General features: G+C 44.9%; 18 protein-coding genes and 1 tRNA gene. 15 read left to right on the top strand and 4 right to left on the bottom strand.

Features of this window, described 5'->3' with window-relative positions; translation table 11 throughout:
* Positions 1-4 precede the first annotated feature (4 nt).
* Genes AS158_RS04355 through yqeH form a run of 4 tightly spaced genes read left to right on the top strand, consistent with a single transcriptional unit; the run spans position 5 to position 3,704 of the window.
* Positions 5-1,372 carry a hemolysin family protein gene (locus AS158_RS04355; RefSeq protein WP_038054008.1) on the top strand — a complete coding sequence of 456 codons (1,368 nt, stop codon included), beginning with the start codon at positions 5-7 and terminating at the stop codon, positions 1,370-1,372.
* On the top strand, positions 1,311-1,709 hold the full coding sequence (cdd, locus tag AS158_RS04350; RefSeq protein ID WP_165304562.1) for a cytidine deaminase: 399 nt from the start codon (positions 1,311-1,313) through the stop codon (positions 1,707-1,709). The genes AS158_RS04355 and cdd overlap by 62 nt, the downstream gene beginning before the upstream one ends.
* A complete protein-coding gene (gene era, locus AS158_RS04345; RefSeq protein ID WP_206516525.1) occupies positions 1,705-2,601 on the top strand; it encodes a GTPase Era in 897 nt (298 codons plus the stop codon). The genes cdd and era overlap by 5 nt, the downstream gene beginning before the upstream one ends.
* An 11-nt stretch (positions 2,602-2,612) precedes the next feature.
* Positions 2,613-3,704 carry a ribosome biogenesis GTPase YqeH gene (gene yqeH, locus AS158_RS04340; RefSeq protein WP_165304560.1) on the top strand — a complete coding sequence of 364 codons (1,092 nt, stop codon included), beginning with the start codon at positions 2,613-2,615 and terminating at the stop codon, positions 3,702-3,704.
* Here the strand turns inward: yqeH and dnaJ are convergent.
* Genes dnaJ through hrcA form a run of 3 tightly spaced genes read right to left on the bottom strand, consistent with a single transcriptional unit; the run spans position 3,701 to position 6,356 of the window.
* Positions 3,701-4,810, bottom strand: coding sequence for a molecular chaperone DnaJ (gene dnaJ, locus AS158_RS04335; RefSeq protein ID WP_165304559.1), 1,110 nt, complete (start codon positions 4,808-4,810; stop codon positions 3,701-3,703). The two genes, yqeH and dnaJ, sit on opposite strands and share 4 nt — an antisense overlap.
* Positions 4,811-4,816: 6 nt before the next feature.
* Positions 4,817-5,335 (bottom strand): nucleotide exchange factor GrpE, encoded by a 519-nt coding sequence (locus AS158_RS04330; RefSeq protein WP_165304558.1) that lies wholly within the window; start codon positions 5,333-5,335, stop codon positions 4,817-4,819.
* Between the two features lie 4 nt (positions 5,336-5,339).
* On the bottom strand, positions 5,340-6,356 hold the full coding sequence (gene hrcA, locus AS158_RS04325; RefSeq protein WP_165304557.1) for a heat-inducible transcriptional repressor HrcA: 1,017 nt from the start codon (positions 6,354-6,356) through the stop codon (positions 5,340-5,342).
* A 128-nt stretch (positions 6,357-6,484) separates the two neighbouring features.
* On the opposite strand from hrcA, the gene AS158_RS04320 reads away from it, so the two are divergent.
* The 11 genes from AS158_RS04320 (at position 6,485) to secF (ending at position 15,295) form a co-directional block, all read left to right on the top strand.
* Positions 6,485-6,571 (top strand) — tRNA-Leu (locus AS158_RS04320).
* Between the two features lie 53 nt (positions 6,572-6,624).
* Positions 6,625-7,632, top strand: coding sequence for an L-threonylcarbamoyladenylate synthase (locus AS158_RS04315; RefSeq protein WP_165304556.1), 1,008 nt, complete (start codon positions 6,625-6,627; stop codon positions 7,630-7,632).
* Positions 7,633-7,639: 7 nt separating this feature from the next.
* Positions 7,640-9,121 carry a GAF domain-containing sensor histidine kinase gene (locus AS158_RS04310; RefSeq protein WP_165304555.1) on the top strand — a complete coding sequence of 494 codons (1,482 nt, stop codon included), beginning with the start codon at positions 7,640-7,642 and terminating at the stop codon, positions 9,119-9,121.
* Positions 9,090-9,947 (top strand): HDOD domain-containing protein, encoded by an 858-nt coding sequence (locus tag AS158_RS04305; RefSeq protein ID WP_165304554.1) that lies wholly within the window; start codon positions 9,090-9,092, stop codon positions 9,945-9,947. Before AS158_RS04310 ends, AS158_RS04305 begins: the two co-directional genes overlap by 32 nt.
* Positions 9,948-9,959: 12 nt before the next feature.
* Complete coding sequence (rbfA, locus tag AS158_RS04300; RefSeq protein ID WP_165304553.1) at positions 9,960-10,355, top strand: 30S ribosome-binding factor RbfA; 396 nt, start codon at positions 9,960-9,962, stop codon at positions 10,353-10,355.
* Positions 10,352-11,281, top strand: a complete 930-nt coding sequence (gene truB / locus AS158_RS04295) for a tRNA pseudouridine(55) synthase TruB (protein WP_165304552.1) — start codon at positions 10,352-10,354, stop codon at positions 11,279-11,281. Before rbfA ends, truB begins: the two co-directional genes overlap by 4 nt.
* A gap of 5 nt (positions 11,282-11,286) precedes the next feature.
* The gene (gene ribF, locus AS158_RS04290) at positions 11,287-12,168 is read left to right on the top strand and encodes a riboflavin biosynthesis protein RibF (protein ID WP_165304551.1); all 882 of its coding nucleotides are present in this window, start codon (positions 11,287-11,289) and stop codon (positions 12,166-12,168) included.
* A 7-nt stretch (positions 12,169-12,175) separates the two neighbouring features.
* Entirely contained in the window at positions 12,176-12,676 is a 501-nt protein-coding gene (locus AS158_RS04285; RefSeq protein WP_038053965.1) for an ECF transporter S component, read from the top strand.
* Positions 12,669-13,016, top strand: a complete 348-nt coding sequence (gene yajC, locus AS158_RS04280) for a preprotein translocase subunit YajC (protein WP_038053962.1) — start codon at positions 12,669-12,671, stop codon at positions 13,014-13,016. Before AS158_RS04285 ends, yajC begins: the two co-directional genes overlap by 8 nt.
* 3 nt (positions 13,017-13,019) lie before the next feature.
* Positions 13,020-14,417: a protein translocase subunit SecD gene (gene secD, locus AS158_RS04275; protein ID WP_165304550.1), complete on the top strand. Its 1,398-nt coding sequence runs from the start codon at positions 13,020-13,022 to the stop codon at positions 14,415-14,417.
* Complete coding sequence (gene secF, locus AS158_RS04270; RefSeq protein WP_165304549.1) at positions 14,414-15,295, top strand: protein translocase subunit SecF; 882 nt, start codon at positions 14,414-14,416, stop codon at positions 15,293-15,295. Before secD ends, secF begins: the two co-directional genes overlap by 4 nt.
* 23 nt (positions 15,296-15,318) lie before the next feature.
* Here the strand turns inward: secF and AS158_RS04265 are convergent, their stop codons facing one another.
* The gene (locus tag AS158_RS04265) at positions 15,319-16,386 is read right to left on the bottom strand and encodes a glucose-1-phosphate thymidylyltransferase (protein ID WP_038053954.1); all 1,068 of its coding nucleotides are present in this window, start codon (positions 16,384-16,386) and stop codon (positions 15,319-15,321) included.
* Between the last annotated feature and the right edge of the window lie 32 nt (positions 16,387-16,418).

Raw genomic sequence — 16,418 nt, 5'->3', positions numbered from 1 at the left:
AGAAGTGGAAGATCCTGTCAGTAATGCTTTGACTCTTGGACTGGAGTCGCTGTTGCTGGTCATCCTGATCTATCTGTCGAACTTTTTCTCTTCTTCGGAGACCGCACTCACCCTCATGAGTAAGGTCAAGATCAAAGAGTTTCTGGAAGAAAAGGAGGAAAGTTCTGAAAAAGCAAGTTACATACACCTGTTCAACAAGTATCTCACTACGATTCTCATAAGTAACAATCTCGTCAATCTCCTCGCATCTTCTATTTCCACTCTCATCTTCTTGAATCTGCTCAGAAACGTGAGCGAAGAGTTCGTGGCAATCGTATCTACTCTCTTCATTACCACCATCCTTCTCATCTTCGGTGAGATCACACCGAAGGTCCTGGCCCGATCAGATCCAGAACGTGTGTTCCGCAGATCGATAGGAACTATAAGATTTCTCACCCGAGTTCTGGATCCCATAGGAAGGTTACTCGTGAAAATAGCAGATGGCATCATTTCTCTGAGGCATGGAAAAAAGGTCTCCGAAGATCTGTTCATAACCGAAGAGGATATCGTTTCCATTGTTCAGGTCGGAGGAGAAATGGGTGTCATAGAGGAAGAAGAAGAAAGGATCATAAAGCGCGCTTTCGAGATGAAGCAGATAGCCGTGAAAGAAATCATGACACCGCGGGTTGACATAGTGGCAATAGAGGAGAATCAAACGGTGAAAGACCTCATCGAACTGGTTGAAGACGAAGGATACTCCAGAATACCCGTCTATAAAGAAACCATAGACAACATCGTGGGTATCTGCTACGCTAAGGATGTACTTTCGATTCTGGCGGCAAAAGATTGCGAAGAAGTGAAAAGTATGAAAGTTAAAGATATCATGAGAGAAGCCCTGTACGTTCCCGAGACGATGAACATAGATGAACTCCTTAAGATCCTCAAAGCCAGGAAGATTCATATAGCGATCGTTGTGGATGAGTATGGAGGAACAGCCGGTATCGTAACGCTCGAAGACATCATAGAAGAACTCTTTGGAAACATAATGGACGAGTACGACTACGATGAGATCTCCGGTATAAGAAAAATCGATGAAAGGACTTTTGTGGTAGATGGCACCACACCGATAAACGACATCGAGATGGAGTTGCGTGTTCAATTTCCAGAAACGGAGTACGAAACGATAGCAGGATATCTGCTCGAGCATTTCAAGAGAATCCCAAACGTTGGAGAAGAAGCGGTGATCGGAAATCTGTATTTCAAAATACTCGCTGTCGGGAAAAACAGAATAGAGAAAGTCATGATAAAGATACTTGGGAGGGAAGAGATCAATGGTGGATCCGGAGAAACTGGTGAAAATGGCTCTGGAAGCCAGGAAAAAGGCGTACGCTAAGTACTCAGGCTTCAGAGTCGGTGCCGCTTTGCTCACAAAGGGTGGAAAGATATACACGGGGGTGAATGTGGAGAATTCTTCTTACGGCTTGACAGTCTGCGCTGAAAGAGTAGCTGTTTTTAAGGCCGTTTCTGAAGGAGAAAGAGAGTTCATGGCAATAGCGATAGCGTCGGATTCTCCAGATAAGACTACTCCCTGCGGTGCTTGCAGACAGGTTCTCTACGAATTTTCCGATGATCTGGATGTGATAATGGCAGATAAAGATGGAAACTTCGAAGTTGTGAAATTGAAAGATCTTCTACCAAGAGGGTTCAGGCTGGGAGGTGGTGAACATTAAATCGGGTTTTGTCGCTCTGGCAGGAAAACCGAATGTGGGGAAATCGACTTTCATAAATACTGTTATGGGAAGAAAAGTAGTGATCGTCTCAGACAAACCACAAACTACCAGGAACAGGGTAAATTGTATCTACACGGACAAAGATAGTCAGATCATATTTGTGGATACTCCCGGTATCCACAAGCCTCTTCACAGACTGGGAGAGTACATGGTGAAGGCTGCTGTTCAGGCTCTCAAAGGGGTGGATCTCATACTCTTCATACTGGACGCGGCGGATGGTTTTACAAAGATGGACGAACACGTTGCAGAGATCGTGAACGAATCCGGAATCAAGACCATCATCGCTGTGAACAAGATCGATGTGGCGGGCGAAGATAAGGCAAAAGCGGTGGGAGAACTTGCAAAAAGTATGGTAGAGAACGTCGTGTCTGTTCACTACATATCCGCTCTGAAAGGTGAAGGTGTCTTCGAAGTTCTGGAGAAGATAAAGGAAGAACTACCGGAGGGGCCCCAGTATTATCCCGAGGACATGGTAACGGATCGTCCTCTTTCCTTCATGGCCGCTGAAATCATAAGGGAGAAGATCTTTCATCTCACAAGGCAGGAGGTACCTCACTCCACGGCCGTGGTGATTGAGGAAATAAAGGATAGACCAAACGGTGTTCTCTACATACGTGCGAACATATACGTGGAACGTGATTCTCAGAAGGGGATTATCATAGGAAAGAACGGTAGCATGATAAAGAAAATCGGGACACTTGCCCGTGAAGAACTGGAGTTTCTCGTGGGAAGAAAGGTGTATCTAGATCTGAATGTCAAAGTGAAAGAAAAGTGGAGAGAAAAAGACTTCATCATACTTCAGGAAATAGGCTTGAAAGACGACATAAAATGAGGTGAGACTCGATGAGGTGTCCCGGATGCGGAGCGACCATTCAATTCGATGACCCGAAAAAACCAGGGTACATCCCGCGCGAGGTCTTCGAAAGAAGACTCGAAGAAGGAAAAGAGATACTCTGTCAAAGATGCTTTCGAATGAAACATTACGGCAAATTGGAACCAGTTGAATTCGATTGGGATTTCAAAAATCAGTTGAAATCGTACCTTGGAGGATTCGATGTTGTAGTCTGGGTGATCGATATTTTCGATTTTGAAGGAACCTACAGGGAGGATATAGCAGAAATTTTGGAAGGAAAGAAGGTTGTCTACGCCATAAACAAGATCGATCTTCTGCCAAAGGCAGTTACGGTGAGGGAAATCAAAGAATGGGTGAAGAAGAGGATAAAAGTGAAGAACGCAGATGATATAAGGATCGTCAGTGCTGAAAAGAATTTCGGCCTGACTTCGCTTGTGAAGTATCTTTCGCGGTTGACCGACAAGGCGCTGGTGGTGGGGGTAACGAACGTTGGAAAGTCTTCACTACTGAACAAAATCTGCACCCATGAGGACACCATAAGTCCTTTTCCAGGGACAACTCTGGGCATCCTCAGAAGAAAAGTAAGGGAAGCGAATTTGTATCTCTACGATACCCCAGGTATCATGACAAACGATAGAATTCTCGATCTTCTGGATCCTGAGTGTCAAAAGAGAGTTCTACCAAGGGAAGAACTCTCCAGGAAAACCTTCAAACCGGATAATGGAAGAACCATCTTCATGGGAGGGCTGTGCCGATTCGATATCCATTATGAAACAGAGAAGAAACCGATCTTTCTGCTTTTCGCCTCTAAAGAGGTAACCTTCCATGAAACGAAGAGGGAAAGAGCAGATGAACTTATGAGAAACAGACTGGGAGATCTGCTGATTCCTCCGTGTTCTAAAGCAGAATTTGAAAACTTCAATTGGAAGAGAGAAAGTTTCACGCTGAAAGAAGGTGAAGAACTGGCAGTGACGGGACTGGGATGGATGAGTGTCCGAAGAGGTCCTTTCACCGTCGAAGTCACGGTTCCTGATAACGTGAAGCTTGTTATAAGAGAAGCACTCGTCAATCCCAAACGCTAACCGATCGTGACTCCGCGTTTTTTCGCCAGTTCTTCGAGGACTTTTCTTTCCTCTCTGGAAAGACTCTTTGGTATCTCAACGTGCAAGTTCACGATGAGATCTCCGCGCCTTCCATATCTGTTTGGAAGGCCTTTTCCCTTCAACCTGAAGACAGTCTCTGGCTGAGTTCCTGGAGGAATCTTCAACATCGTCGTGCCGCCTTCTGGAAGAGGAACTTCAACGGTTGCTCCCAAAATAGCCTGGAGGTAGTCTATTGTGACGTCGTACACGAGATCAGAACCAGATTTTTTGAATCTGGGATCCGGTTTCACACGAACGATGATTATCAGATCACCATAAGGTCCACCGTAATATCCCGCATTTCCACTGCCAGTGATTCTAAGCTGGGTTCCATCTTCCGCATTTGGCGGTATTTTCACCGTTCTCCTGACCTTTCTGAGAACTCTGCCGCTTCCACCGCACTCGTGGCAGTACTCCCGTGGAATCTTCCCTGTGCCACCGCATCTCTCACAGGTTCTCTCACTAACGAAGTATCCAAAGAACGATCTTCGTTCTTCTCTGATCCTTCCCGTTCCACCGCAACTTAGACAGTTTACGTACCCAGTATCGGGTTCCACGCCGGTTCCGCCACACCTTGGACAGGTTTCGTACCTTTCGTATTCCACGGGCATCTCCGCTCCGTTGATCAAATCGGAGAGAGTTACTTCTATTTCGTACCTTATATCTTCGCCTCTTCGAGTGTATTCTCTTCTTTCTTCCTGGTGAGGTCTTTCGCCAAAGAAAACGTCGAATATGTCCCTGTTGAAGATGTTTTCAAACTCTCTGAATATATCGTCGAAGAAGCCACCGGATTCTGTTTCCTGATACACAGGCTGTTCTCCCACGTACCCGAAACGATCATACATGGCCCTCTTCTGTGGATCGCTGAGAACCTCGTAGGCCTCCTGAATTTCCTTAAAACGCTGTTCGGCTTCTTTTCTGTTTTCCGGATGCCGATCCGGGTGCCACTCTTTCACCAGTCTTTTGTAAGCCCTTTTTATTTCTTCCTGTGTGGCGTTTCTTGGAACACCGAGAATTTCGTAGTAGTCTTTTTTTTCACGTTTCATGATGCATCACTCCTTCTTGTCAGAAGGTTCTTCAACATTCCTTTCTTCCTTCTTTCGTGGTTTCACTGCAACCTTCACTTTTGCGGGTTTCAGGACTTTACCGTGGAATTTGTAGCCACTCTCCACTACCTCAAGAATAGTGTACTCTTCCACGTCTTCCGTTTCTACTCTTTCAACTGCTTCGTGTTCAAAAGGATCGAATTTCTCTCCCACGTGGATCTTTGCAAGTCCTTCTTTTTCCAAGACGTTCAGAAGTTTTTTGTATATCATCTTCACACCTTCGTAGAAAGCGTTCCTCTTTTCTCCCTGATTCAAAGCCCTTTCGAAATCATCGAGAACGGGAATGAGTTTTGATATGAGGTATTCATTCGCGTTCTTTATCAGTTCTCTTTTTTCACGGGCGACTTCCTCACGGTAGTTTTCGTATTCAGCCTTCAGTCTTTTTGCGTATTCTTCCAGTTCTTTGTATTTTTCTTTCAGTTCTTCACATTCCTGTGTGAGTTCCTTTTTGTCTTTTTCACTCATCTTTTCACCTCCGGGAAGTTGAAGTAAAGTACTCTGAAAGACGGTTCAGAATGTATTCAAACACCCTGTGATTTCTATCGTACTTTGTAACCTTCGACGTGAAGAGGTACACACTGCCGATAGGAGATTCTCCTTTGAAGTATTTTCCTGAAAAAACAGCGAATTTTTCCAGCTTTTTTCTGCCGATTTCCCTTCCTATCCTGACAGTTATGCCTTCTTCAGCTAAGCTCTCAAGAAATTTCTGATCTTTGATTTCTTCGAGAAGGTTTCTGATGTCCTCCAGAGTAAGTGTCTCATCCCTTAGAAGATTTTCAAGCCCCGCATCCAGATATCTTTCTATGGTCTCGCCTATAAAGGATTCTATCAACCTGAGAAATCCACTTCCTTTCAGACTTTCTATCCTACCCATCAACACTTCTCCTATTGTTCTGCCCCTGAGGAGGAAGTTGATCTGTCTTTCGATTTCTTCCCAGTTCAGTCGTTCCTGAGTTTTGATGGGGGTAACTCTGGAGACCCCGAACTCCGTCAGTATAGAAAAGATGAGGTAGTCCTCCGAAACAGGGATAAGTATCACCCTGAGTATTTTCAAATCTCTGGTGTTTGGTCTTTCTATGAGGACGTAACCCTCCGTCAATCGAGCTAAGAGACTTCCTGCGAGGAAGAGAACTTTTTCTGGATCGGCGAGAGGTATCGATTTGAAAGTCTCCACGGCGAGATCCGCTTCTGATGTCTCTTTTGAGATCTTCAGCATCTCTTCGTAGTAAAATCTCAGCCCCTTGTCGGTTGGAATCCTTCCAGCCGATGTGTGGGGCTGGTATATGTATCCAAGGTACTCCAGTTTTTTCATATCATTTCTTATAGTGGCACTGCTGAAATCTATATTGCTCACTTCCAGAACTCTCTGTGAACTCACAGGTTTTCTATTTTCTATGTACTCTCTCACAATGCAGTAAAGCACTTTTCTCTGACGATCGTTCAATTTTTTCGAAGCTTCACTGTTCTTCCTGTTGAGTCTTCTCACAATTTAGCACTCCCTTCTTTTGAGTGCTAATAATAGTTTAGCACACATTTTAAAGGAATTCAAGAAGAAAGTGAAATCCCCTGATCTTGACTTTAGAAAGAAGAAACTGGTACTATATATACTAGAGAGCCGAGGTGGCGGAATGGCAGACGCGGCTGACTCAAAATCAGCTGGGGGTTGACCCCGTGCGGGTTCAAGTCCCGCCCTCGGCACCACAAGGGGCTCCGAAGAGCCCCTTTATTTTGTATAACATCAGGAGGGAAAACCTGTGACCAGAGTATTAAAGGTGGATCCCCTCTTTCCCGACAAGAAAGCTCTAAAAGAAGCAGTCGAACTTCTTCAAAACGGAGAAGTGATCATTTTTCCCACTGAAACCGTTTACGGAATAGGAGCGGACGCGTACAACGAAAAAGCCTGCAAAAAGATATTCAAGCTGAAGGGAAGACCCGCTGACAATCCTCTCATTGTTCATATACATTCCTTTGAACAGCTGGAAGAAATCGCGGAGGGTTATGAACCTTATCTGGATTTTTTGAAAAAGTTCTGGCCGGGGCCGTTGACAGTTATTTTTCAAAAGAAATCCGAAAAGATACCTCCCGTGGTGACCGCTGGTCTTTCAACGGTGGCTGTGAGGATGCCGGCACATCCAGTGGCCCTGAAGTTGATAGAACTCTTTGAAAATCCTATAGCCGCTCCAAGCGCAAATCTTTCGGGGAGACCCAGCGCCACGAACGTGAAACACGTCATAGAAGATTTCATGGGCAAAGTTAAACTGATAATCGACGCAGGGGATACCCCGTTCGGTCTGGAGTCTACCATTGTGGACCTCACAAAAGAAAGGCCTGTTCTTCTGAGGCCGGGGCCAGTAGAAGTTGAACGATTGAAAGAGCTCTTCCCGGAACTCGTTGTGCCTGATTTCGTACGAAAAGGGGATTTTAAGGGAAGACCTCTTGCGCCGGGAATGAAATATCGGCACTACGCTCCTTTAAAGCCTCTGATACTCGTGGAGGATTTGACAAAGATGGAGGAGGTATTGAAAAAGTATCCGGATCACGTGGTCATCTGTGTTGAAGAGAGAAAGGAACTGTACAACGATAGAGTCGTTGTAGGATCTTTGAAAAACCTCTATAGTATCGCCCAAAACATTTTTTCTGCTCTGCGTGAGGCCGAAAAAAAGGGAAAAGAGTATATAATTGTTGAGGGATTTGAAGAACGAGGAATTTTGTTTGCGGTGATGAATCGATTGAGAAAAGCAGCAACAGAAATCGTGAGGTGACTTCTCTTTGGAGGAAACAAAAGAAAAGATAAAAGAGCAAAACAACCGTCTGTTTTTACTACTTTCGATAATGATAATGGAGTTTTCCAACGCGAAAACAGAAAATGATATTCTTCAGGGTCTTTTGGACCTTGTAAAGAAAGTGGTTGATATTAAAGAAGTGATCCTCGTCGATGAAAACAAGAGAAAAATCTGGGGAAGAGATGTCGATATAAAAAGATTCGAAGAGTTCATTGACTGGTCCATCAGACAATCCAATCCTGTCTTTGTGGAAGATGGGTACGGTTATGTTGGAATAGTTCCTGTTGTGAAACAAGACAGGATGTTTGGGAGTTTAATCGTACTCCTTAACCACCAGCCATCGATGGAAGAAACGGAGATTTTCAAAGTTCTTTCGTTTCTTTCAGCGATCGTTCTGGAAAATATAAAGCTGTACAGAGAATTAGAAGAAACTTACAACTACGTGAACGTTATTCTCAATGGTCTTCCAGAAGGGATCTTTGTTTATTCGAATGGAGAAATAAAATTTCAGAATGAAAAGTTCAAAGAGGAGAATTTTCCAGACGAAGTTCTGAAGAAGGCCGTTTCTCTGTCAGAAGAGGCAATATCTTTGCGAACACAAAGAGATGGTGAAGTAATATTGGAGGAAGAGTTCTTTTCCATCACCTCGATACCTCTTACCCTCGGCAGCGAAGTCCAGGCGCTGACGATTGTTGAGAACGTGACAGAGTCAAAAGAACTCGAGAGACTGAAGCGTATAGACAGGATGAAAACAGAATTCATAGCGAACATCTCGCACGAGCTCAGAACACCTTTAACGGCCATAAAAGCCTATGCAGAGACAATTTACAACAGTCTGGAGGAACTGGATTTCAGCACCCTCAAGGAATTCCTCGAAGTGATAATGGATCAAAGCAACCACCTTGAAAATCTCCTGAACGAGTTACTGGACTTCTCCAGGCTTGAAAGAAAATCCCTTCAAATAAACAGGGAAAAAGTTGATCTCTGTTGTCTCGTAGAAAGTGCGGTGAACGCGATTAAAGAATTCGCTTCATCTCACAATGTGAAGGTTTCCTTTGAGAGTAATGTTCCTTGTCCTGCGGAAGCTTACGTCGATCCGACAAGGATCAAGCAGGTGCTTTTGAATCTTCTCAACAACGGGGTGAAGTACTCAAAGAAAGATGCACCTGATAGGTATGTGAAGGTGATCTTGAATGAGAAAGATGGCGGTGTTCTCATAATCGTAGAGGACAACGGTATAGGAATACCGGATCACGCAAAGAATAGGATATTTGAACGGTTTTACAGGGTGGATTCTTCGTTGACCTACGAAGTGCCTGGAACGGGACTCGGCCTTGCCATAACAAAAGAGATCGTGGAGCTTCACAGTGGCAGGATATGGGTGGAAAGTGAGGTGGGGAAGGGATCCAGATTCTTTGTGTGGATCCCAAAAGACCGTGCCGGCGAAGATAATAGACAAGATAATTGAAGAGATAGACAAGTTACCCTCTCCAAATGTTGTTGTTCAAAGGATAATCGCTGTTTGTTCGAAGCCGGATGCGTCTTCGACTGAAGTAGCGAACACTCTCATGATGGACGCAAGCTTGAGTGCCAGAGTGTTGAAACTAGCCAACTCAGCTTATTATGGTGTTCCAAGAAAGATAACCACGTTGAGCGAAGCAGTGATGATCCTTGGTTTTAAAACGGTGAGGAATCTCGCCCTCAGTGTTTTCACTTACGATATGGTTTTCAAAAACGATTCTTCCGGCATCGATCGCGAAAAGCTCTGGGAACATTTCATATCGACTGCTATCGCTTCAGAAACTATCGCGGAAACAATGGGCTATCCCCTCAAGGAAGAGATCTTCATAGCAGGACTCCTCCACGATCTGGGCAAGGTAGTTTATGATCTCCTGTTCTCCGATATACTTGAAACGGAAGCCAAAATTGCTCAAAAGACGAAGAAAAACCTCATAGACATAGAAGAGGAGCTTGGGATTCCATCGCATTCTGAAGTGGGCGCAAAGTTGCTCAGGAAGTGGAACTTTCCAGATCTTCTTGTTTTGTCTGCTGAATACCACCACAATGTCGCGGGCAACCCGAACGAACTCTTCGTCAATCAAGTTTCCATGGTCCACATTGGGGATGTGATAGCGAATCTCATGATGAAAGGGTCATCTCTTTCATGGGGGAATCCAAAACTTTCTCCGTTTGCTCTGAATGTGTTGAAAATGAAACCGAAAACTTTTTTGCGAATACTGGATAAATCCAAGGAGAAGTACAGCAAGGCTCAGGAATTCTTGCAGATAGATTAGGAGGTGAAAAGAATGAATCCAGCCTATAGAAAAGCCATGCTCGAATCGGAGATTCAAAAACTTTTGACAGAAGCACTTCAGCAACTGAGAGATCCTCGTTTGAAGAAAGATTTTGTCACGTTTTCCAGAGTGGAGTTATCGAAGGACAAAAGATACGCAGACGTCTATGTCAGTTTTCTCGGAACACCGGAAGAACGAAAGGAAACGGTTGAAATATTGAACAGAGCAAAGGGTTTTTTCAGAACCTTTATCGCCAAAAACCTGAGGCTCTACGTTGCTCCAGAAATCCGCTTTTATGAGGATAAAGGCATAGAAGCGAGTGTAAAAGTTCACCAATTGCTGATTCAACTTGGATACGATCCCCTGAAAGACAAAGAAAAGAAAGAGGAGGATAAAGAGGAAGGGTGAAGCACGGTATCCTTGTAGCCTACAAACCTAAAGGACCCACATCACACGATGTTGTGGACGAAGTTAGAAAAAAATTAAAGACAAGGAAAGTCGGACACGGTGGAACTCTCGATCCGTTCGCTTGTGGTGTTCTCATAATCGGTGTCAACCAGGGTACGAGAATTCTCGAGTTCTACAAAGATTTGAAAAAGGTGTACTGGGTGAAGATGAGGCTCGGTTTGATAACTGAGACCTTTGATATAACAGGCGAAGTTGTTGAAGAACGAGAGTGCAACGCTACCGAAGAAGAAATAAGAGAAGCAATCTTTTCCTTTGTGGGAGAATACAACCAGGTTCCTCCCGCTTATTCTGCCAAGAAATACAAAGGCGAACGTCTCTACAAATTGGCGAGAGAGGGAAAGATCATAAATCTTCCTCCAAAACGAGTGAAGATCTTCAAGATATGGGACGTGAATATTGAGGGGAGAGACGTCTCTTTCAAAGTGGAAGTGTCTCCCGGCACCTACATAAGATCTCTCTGTATGGATATAGGTTACAAGCTCGGCTGCGGTGCCGCCGCCGTTGAGCTCGTACGAGAGAGCGTGGGACCTCATACAATCGAGGAAAGTTTGAACGTATTCGAAGCCGCTCCTGAAGAGATCGAAAACAGGATCATACCTCTCGAGAAATGCCTTGAGTGGTTGCCGCGTGTCATCGTTCATCAAGAACCAACGAAAATGATTCTCAACGGTTCTCAAATACACCTTGAGATGCTCAAAGAATGGGACAGTTTCAAAAAGGGAGAAGTTGTCAGAGTATTCAACGAAGAGGGACAGTTACTTGCTTTGGCTGAAGCGGAAAGAAATTCTTCTTTTCTGGAAACCTTGAGAAAGCACAAAAAAAACGAGCGAGTCTTGACTCTCCGAAAGGTCTTCAACACGAGGTGAAAGGAATGGTTGTCAGCATTGGAGTTTTCGATGGAGTTCACATCGGGCATCAGAAGGTCCTGAGGACCATGAAGGAAATAGCATTCCTCAGGAAAGACAGTAGCCTGATCTACACCATATCTTATCCTCCTGAATATTTCTCGCCGGATTTTTCCGGTCTTCTCATGACAGTAGAAAGCAGGGTAGAGATGCTTTCTCATTATGCAAGAACCGTTGTTCTGGATTTTTTCAGAATAAAAGATCTCACTCCAGAAAAGTTTGTCGAGAGGTATCTATCTGGAGTGTCAGCTGTTGTTGTTGGAAAGGATTTCAAATTTGGCAAGAACGCAAACGGAGACGCGTCTTTTCTTAGAAAGAAGGGTATAGAAGTCTACGAAATCGAAGATGTGGTTGTTCAGGGAAGAAGAGTGAGCAGTTCTCTGATTAGAAATCTCGTTCAGGAAGGAAAAGCAGAGGAAATTCCTCTGTACCTTGGTAGATATTTCGAAATCGAAGGAATCGTCCACAGAGACAGGGAGTTTGGAAGAAAGTTGGGATTTCCAACTGCCAACATCGACAGAGGAAATGAAAAACTCGTAGATCTGAAAAGGGGAGTTTATCTGGTGAGAGTTCATTTGCCAGATGGAAAGAAAAAGTTTGGTGTCATGAACGTGGGTTTCAGACCCACCGTGGGTGATGCGAAAAACGTGAAGTACGAAGTGTACATCCTGGATTTTGGAGGAGATCTTTACGGACAGAAGCTGAAACTGGAAGTGTTGAAATTCATGAGGGACGAGAAAAAATTTGGTTCAATCAAGGAGCTGAAGTCTGCTATTGACCAGGATGTAAAGAACGCCAGAAACATGATAGATGATATAATCAATTCGAAGTTTGAAAAAGAGGGGTGATATTCGGATGCGAAAGCTGACTTACACTGCGATGTGGCTTGCTATTGGTGTAGCTCTTGCCTATCTTTTTCACCTGGTGAACCTCGGGAGAATGTTCCTGCCTCTCCACTTGGCAGCTATGCTCGCTGGAGCGACCTCTGGGGCTTTCGTGGGAGGAGTAACGGGTGCGGTACTTCCTTTTCTCTCGTTTTTAACGATGGGAATGCCCCCATTTCCAATGTTTCTCTTCATGATACCTGAGGTGTTCACGTACGGGCTCGTTATAGGGGTTATGAAGAAGAACATTTTCGTTCGAATTCTCATCGCCGTAGTTCTCGGAAGGCTTGTTTACTCGGTTTCTTACTACATTCTTGGGGCTCTTGTTGGCATTAAGCTTCAGCCGTTAACCTCCATTTTGTTGAGTTTCACCACAGGTATTCCCGGTATCGTTCTTCAATTCATTCTGGTTCCACTGGTTTACAGACGGCTTCAATTGATATTTGAGAAGGGAGGAAAGGAGAATGCCTGAGATCATTTACGCAGCAGCTCCAGGTGCTTCGAACGGTAGCACCACAACCGCAACAGGTGGCTGGGGAAGTCTCCTCTTCATGCTGATATTCTTCATAGCTATTTTTTACTTCATGATCATCCTTCCCCAGAGGAGAAGGGAAAAACAGTTTCAGCAGATGATAAGTCAGATAAAACGAGGAGACACAGTCGTCACAATTGGAGGAATCGTTGGGAAAGTCATCGATATCAAAAAAGACACCGTCAAGATCAAAACAGCGAATTCCACGGAACTTGAGATAACAAAAAGGGCTATTTCCACGGTTATAAAGGAGAGGTCACAGGAAGATCAGGAGGGATGATGAATGAGGGGAGACAGAGTAAGGCTCGTAGTAGTTCTACTGGTACTGGCTGGTGCTTTGCTTGCCATCTTCTGGCCCAGTAAAGGAGGATGGACATCCAATATTCGCCTTGGACTGGATATAAAAGGTGGTGCAAGGATCGAATACATGCTCGAAGTTCAGCAAGGAACAGAAAATCCTTCCGATGTTGTGGATGACGTGTGGACTGTGTTGAGAAACAGGCTCGATGCGGCTGGTTACACAGAAGCAGCTGTCAATAAAGTGCTCCGGGATAACAAGTACTACATAGTGGTGGAGATACCCGGGGCGACCGACACGGTCCAGGCAGAAAAGTTGATCGGATCGACGGGTGTCCTTTATTTTGCTCAGGTTCTCGATGAGTACCTCGGTGAAGATCCCATCAAAGTACCTGAACTTTCCCTTGAAGCCAAAAGAGAGAACGCGGTATGGCTCAAAGGAAGAGATGGAAAGTGGTACCTTGTGAAAAAAGAAATAATGGGAAGGAGAGACTTGGTTCTTGAAGCTCCAAGGATCGTGTACGCAAGACCGGAAGTAGAGACAAGAACTGGAAGATACGGCTATAAGGTCTCATTTGAGCTTTCAAAAGAGTATGTTGATGTGTTCAAAAGGATCACACAGGCGCTGTACGTTCCCGAAGGGACCTACGATCCAAAGAAGAGACTCGCCATAGTGCTCGATAACGTTGTTCAGTTCGCCGGTCAGGTAGTTGCAATCATAACTGATGGGAAGGCAGAGATAACAGGTAACTTCTCACTGGAAGAAGCGAAACAGCTCGCTGCCATTCTGAGAAGCGGTGCGCTTCCTGCAAGGCTTGTAAAAACCTCTTCGGGATGGGTTGCGCCACTCCTTGGACGCGATGTGATCGATGCCTCCCTGAAAGCGGGAATAATCGGACTCATACTTGTTCTTGTTTACATGATCATCTACTACAGAACGATGGGAATAGTCGCCGATCTTGCGCTCATTTACAACACCGTATTACTTCTTGGTGTGATGGCAGCAGGCAAATTCATCCTCACCCTCCCTGGAATAGCGGGTATCATCCTCACGATAGGGACGACCGTCGATGGAAACGTGATCATATACGAAAGGATAAAAGAAGAGATGAAGTTGGGCAAACCTGTTAAAACTTCCATAGCGGCTGGTTTCAACAGGTCGCTTTCAACGATACTCGATGCAAACATCACGACGATACTCACGGGCCTCATCCTCTACTATTTCGGCACCGGAACCATCAAAGGCTTTGCCATCACTCTGATCATCGGTGTACTTGGAAGTATCTTTGTGAATCTGGTATTCAGCCGTCTGTTTCTCGATGCACTTGCGCGCTTCATCAAGCCCCTCAGAGCCAATGAGGTACAGGGAGGGACCGGGCAATGAGAAAAGAAATTGATTTCATGGGAAAGTCGAAGATCTTCATCGCGATCTCGCTGATACTAATAGCGATATCCATCGTTTCCATATTAACAAGAGGATTCAACTTCGGGGTGGAATTCACTGGTGGTTCTGAAATCATAGTGAGATTTGAAAACAAGCAGGTCACTGAAGATGACATAAGGACAGCCATCTCTCAAATCTCTGAGGAATTTGCAAAGGCGAGAATAGTTGAGATTCGTTCCGCGGGTGATCCTTCAAACGTTCAGAAGTACTCCATCATCGTTCCGAAAACTTACGAACCAGATGAAAAGCAGAAAATTCAGGAAGAGATGGAAAAACTCCTTTCTGGTAAGGTGGTGTCCTTCAATGAGATCAGTGGAACGGCGGCCGAGGAAATCAGAAGGGGAACGTGGACAGCGATTCTGGTGGCTCTTGTTGTTCTCCTCATCTACATCACTATCAGGTTCAGGTTCATCTTTGGAGTCGCTGCCGTTGTGGCTCTGATACACGATGTGCTCATCACCATGGGATTCTTCTCGCTGTTCGGCTACGAGATAAACGTCGCGGCGGTGGCAGCATTTCTCACGTTGCTTGGTTACTCTCTCAACGACACGATCGTTCTTTCAGACAGGATCAGAGAGAACATGAAAAGATATCGCGGAAGGAACATGGTGAACATTGTGAACATGAGTATAAATCAGGTACTCGCCAGAACGATAAATACCTCTCTCACCACGTTCTTCGTCGTTTTTGTCCTTCTTCTGTTCGCCGGAAATGCCGTCAAACCCTTCGCTTTTGGAATGACAGTAGGTACGATCGTGGGAACTTATTCCTCGCTTTACATTGTCTCGCCTATCATCGTGAAGTGGACGAAACAATAAGAGGGGCTCAAAGCCCCTCTTTTTTAAAGTTCCACCCGACTCATGTCTCCCAGGATGAGATTCAAACTCGCGGGTCTCTTCTGTGATCCCCTCACAGAAACTCCCTTTCCCAGTATAGAAGAATCTATCCTTTTTTCCACACCCGTTATGGAGCATTCATCCATCACGATGCTGTTTTCCACTTCACAGTCTTCGAGAATCACGCCGTTGCCTATTGAAGAGTAGGGACCTATGTAAGAGTTCTTTATGAAGCAATTATCTCCTATGACTGCGGGACCTCTAATCACAGAATTGACGATTTTCGACGCTTTTCCTATTCTAACAGGCCCTTGTATGGAGGACTTGTCATCCATTTCCCCGAGAAGTTCTTCGGTTGTCTCCATCAGGATCTTCCTGTTGGCTTCTAGCAGATCTTCAGGCTTTCCAGTGTCTTTCCACCAACCGTAAACGATGTAACCTCGAACCTTTTCACCCTTTTCAATAAGGTATTCGATGGCGTCCGTTATCTCGAGTTCTCCTCTCCAAGAAGGTCTTATGTTCTTTATCCCTTCGAAGATCTTACTTTTGAAAAGATAGAGACCCACTATGGCGAGGTTGCTGGGAGGTGTTTTGGGTTTTTCCACAACCTTTATCACTCTGTCACCTTCCATCACGGCTACACCGAAACGGGTTGGATCCTTGACTGGTGATAGCAGAATTGAAGCGGCATAGTCCGAATTTTCAAAATCTTTCACGAATTTTCCCAGATCTTCGAGAATGAGGTTGTCTCCCAGGTACATCATGAAATCTTCGTCTCCAATAAATTCTCGTGAAACCCAGACGGCATGTGCAAGACCTTTGGGTTCCTCCTGGATGATGTAAGAGATCTTGAGACCGAAGTTCTCACCCGCACCAACTATGCTCTTGAACTCTTCGGCATTGTGAGGGCTCACCACGATCCCCACTTCTTCGATACCAGCTTGTGCGATATTTTCCAGACTGTAGAAGAGAATAGGCTTGTTAGCAATAGGAATAAGGTGTTTGGCGGTTGTGAACGTGAGTGGTCTGAGTCTTGTCCCTTTTCCAGCACACAGAACTATCGCTTTCTGCACACTTCACACCTCCTCTCTTCAAGATTATATCA

This window comes from Thermotoga sp. 38H-to (genome assembly GCF_011057665.1).
Taxonomy (GTDB): Bacteria; Thermotogota; Thermotogae; order Thermotogales; family Thermotogaceae; genus Thermotoga.
Note: the sequence above shows the minus strand (reverse complement) of the source record. Positions and strands in the feature narration are given on the sequence as shown.

What these genes read in the sequence shown, in the direction of transcription:
- cdd (WP_165304562.1), top strand. Translation starts at nt 1,311, where the DNA reads ATGGTGGATCCGGAGAAACTGGTGAAAATGGCTCTGGAAGCCAGGAAA.
- yqeH (WP_165304560.1), top strand. Translation starts at nt 2,613, where the DNA reads ATGAGGTGTCCCGGATGCGGAGCGACCATTCAATTCGATGACCCGAAA.
- dnaJ (WP_165304559.1), bottom strand. Translation starts at nt 4,810, where the DNA reads ATGAAACGTGAAAAAAAAGACTACTACGAAATTCTCGGTGTTCCAAGA.
- AS158_RS04330 (WP_165304558.1), bottom strand. Translation starts at nt 5,335, where the DNA reads ATGAGTGAAAAAGACAAAAAGGAACTCACACAGGAATGTGAAGAACTG.
- rbfA (WP_165304553.1), top strand. Translation starts at nt 9,960, where the DNA reads ATGAATCCAGCCTATAGAAAAGCCATGCTCGAATCGGAGATTCAAAAA.
- ribF (WP_165304551.1), top strand. Translation starts at nt 11,287, where the DNA reads ATGGTTGTCAGCATTGGAGTTTTCGATGGAGTTCACATCGGGCATCAG.
- AS158_RS04285 (WP_038053965.1), top strand. Translation starts at nt 12,176, where the DNA reads ATGCGAAAGCTGACTTACACTGCGATGTGGCTTGCTATTGGTGTAGCT.
- yajC (WP_038053962.1), top strand. Translation starts at nt 12,669, where the DNA reads ATGCCTGAGATCATTTACGCAGCAGCTCCAGGTGCTTCGAACGGTAGC.
- secD (WP_165304550.1), top strand. Translation starts at nt 13,020, where the DNA reads ATGAGGGGAGACAGAGTAAGGCTCGTAGTAGTTCTACTGGTACTGGCT.
- secF (WP_165304549.1), top strand. Translation starts at nt 14,414, where the DNA reads ATGAGAAAAGAAATTGATTTCATGGGAAAGTCGAAGATCTTCATCGCG.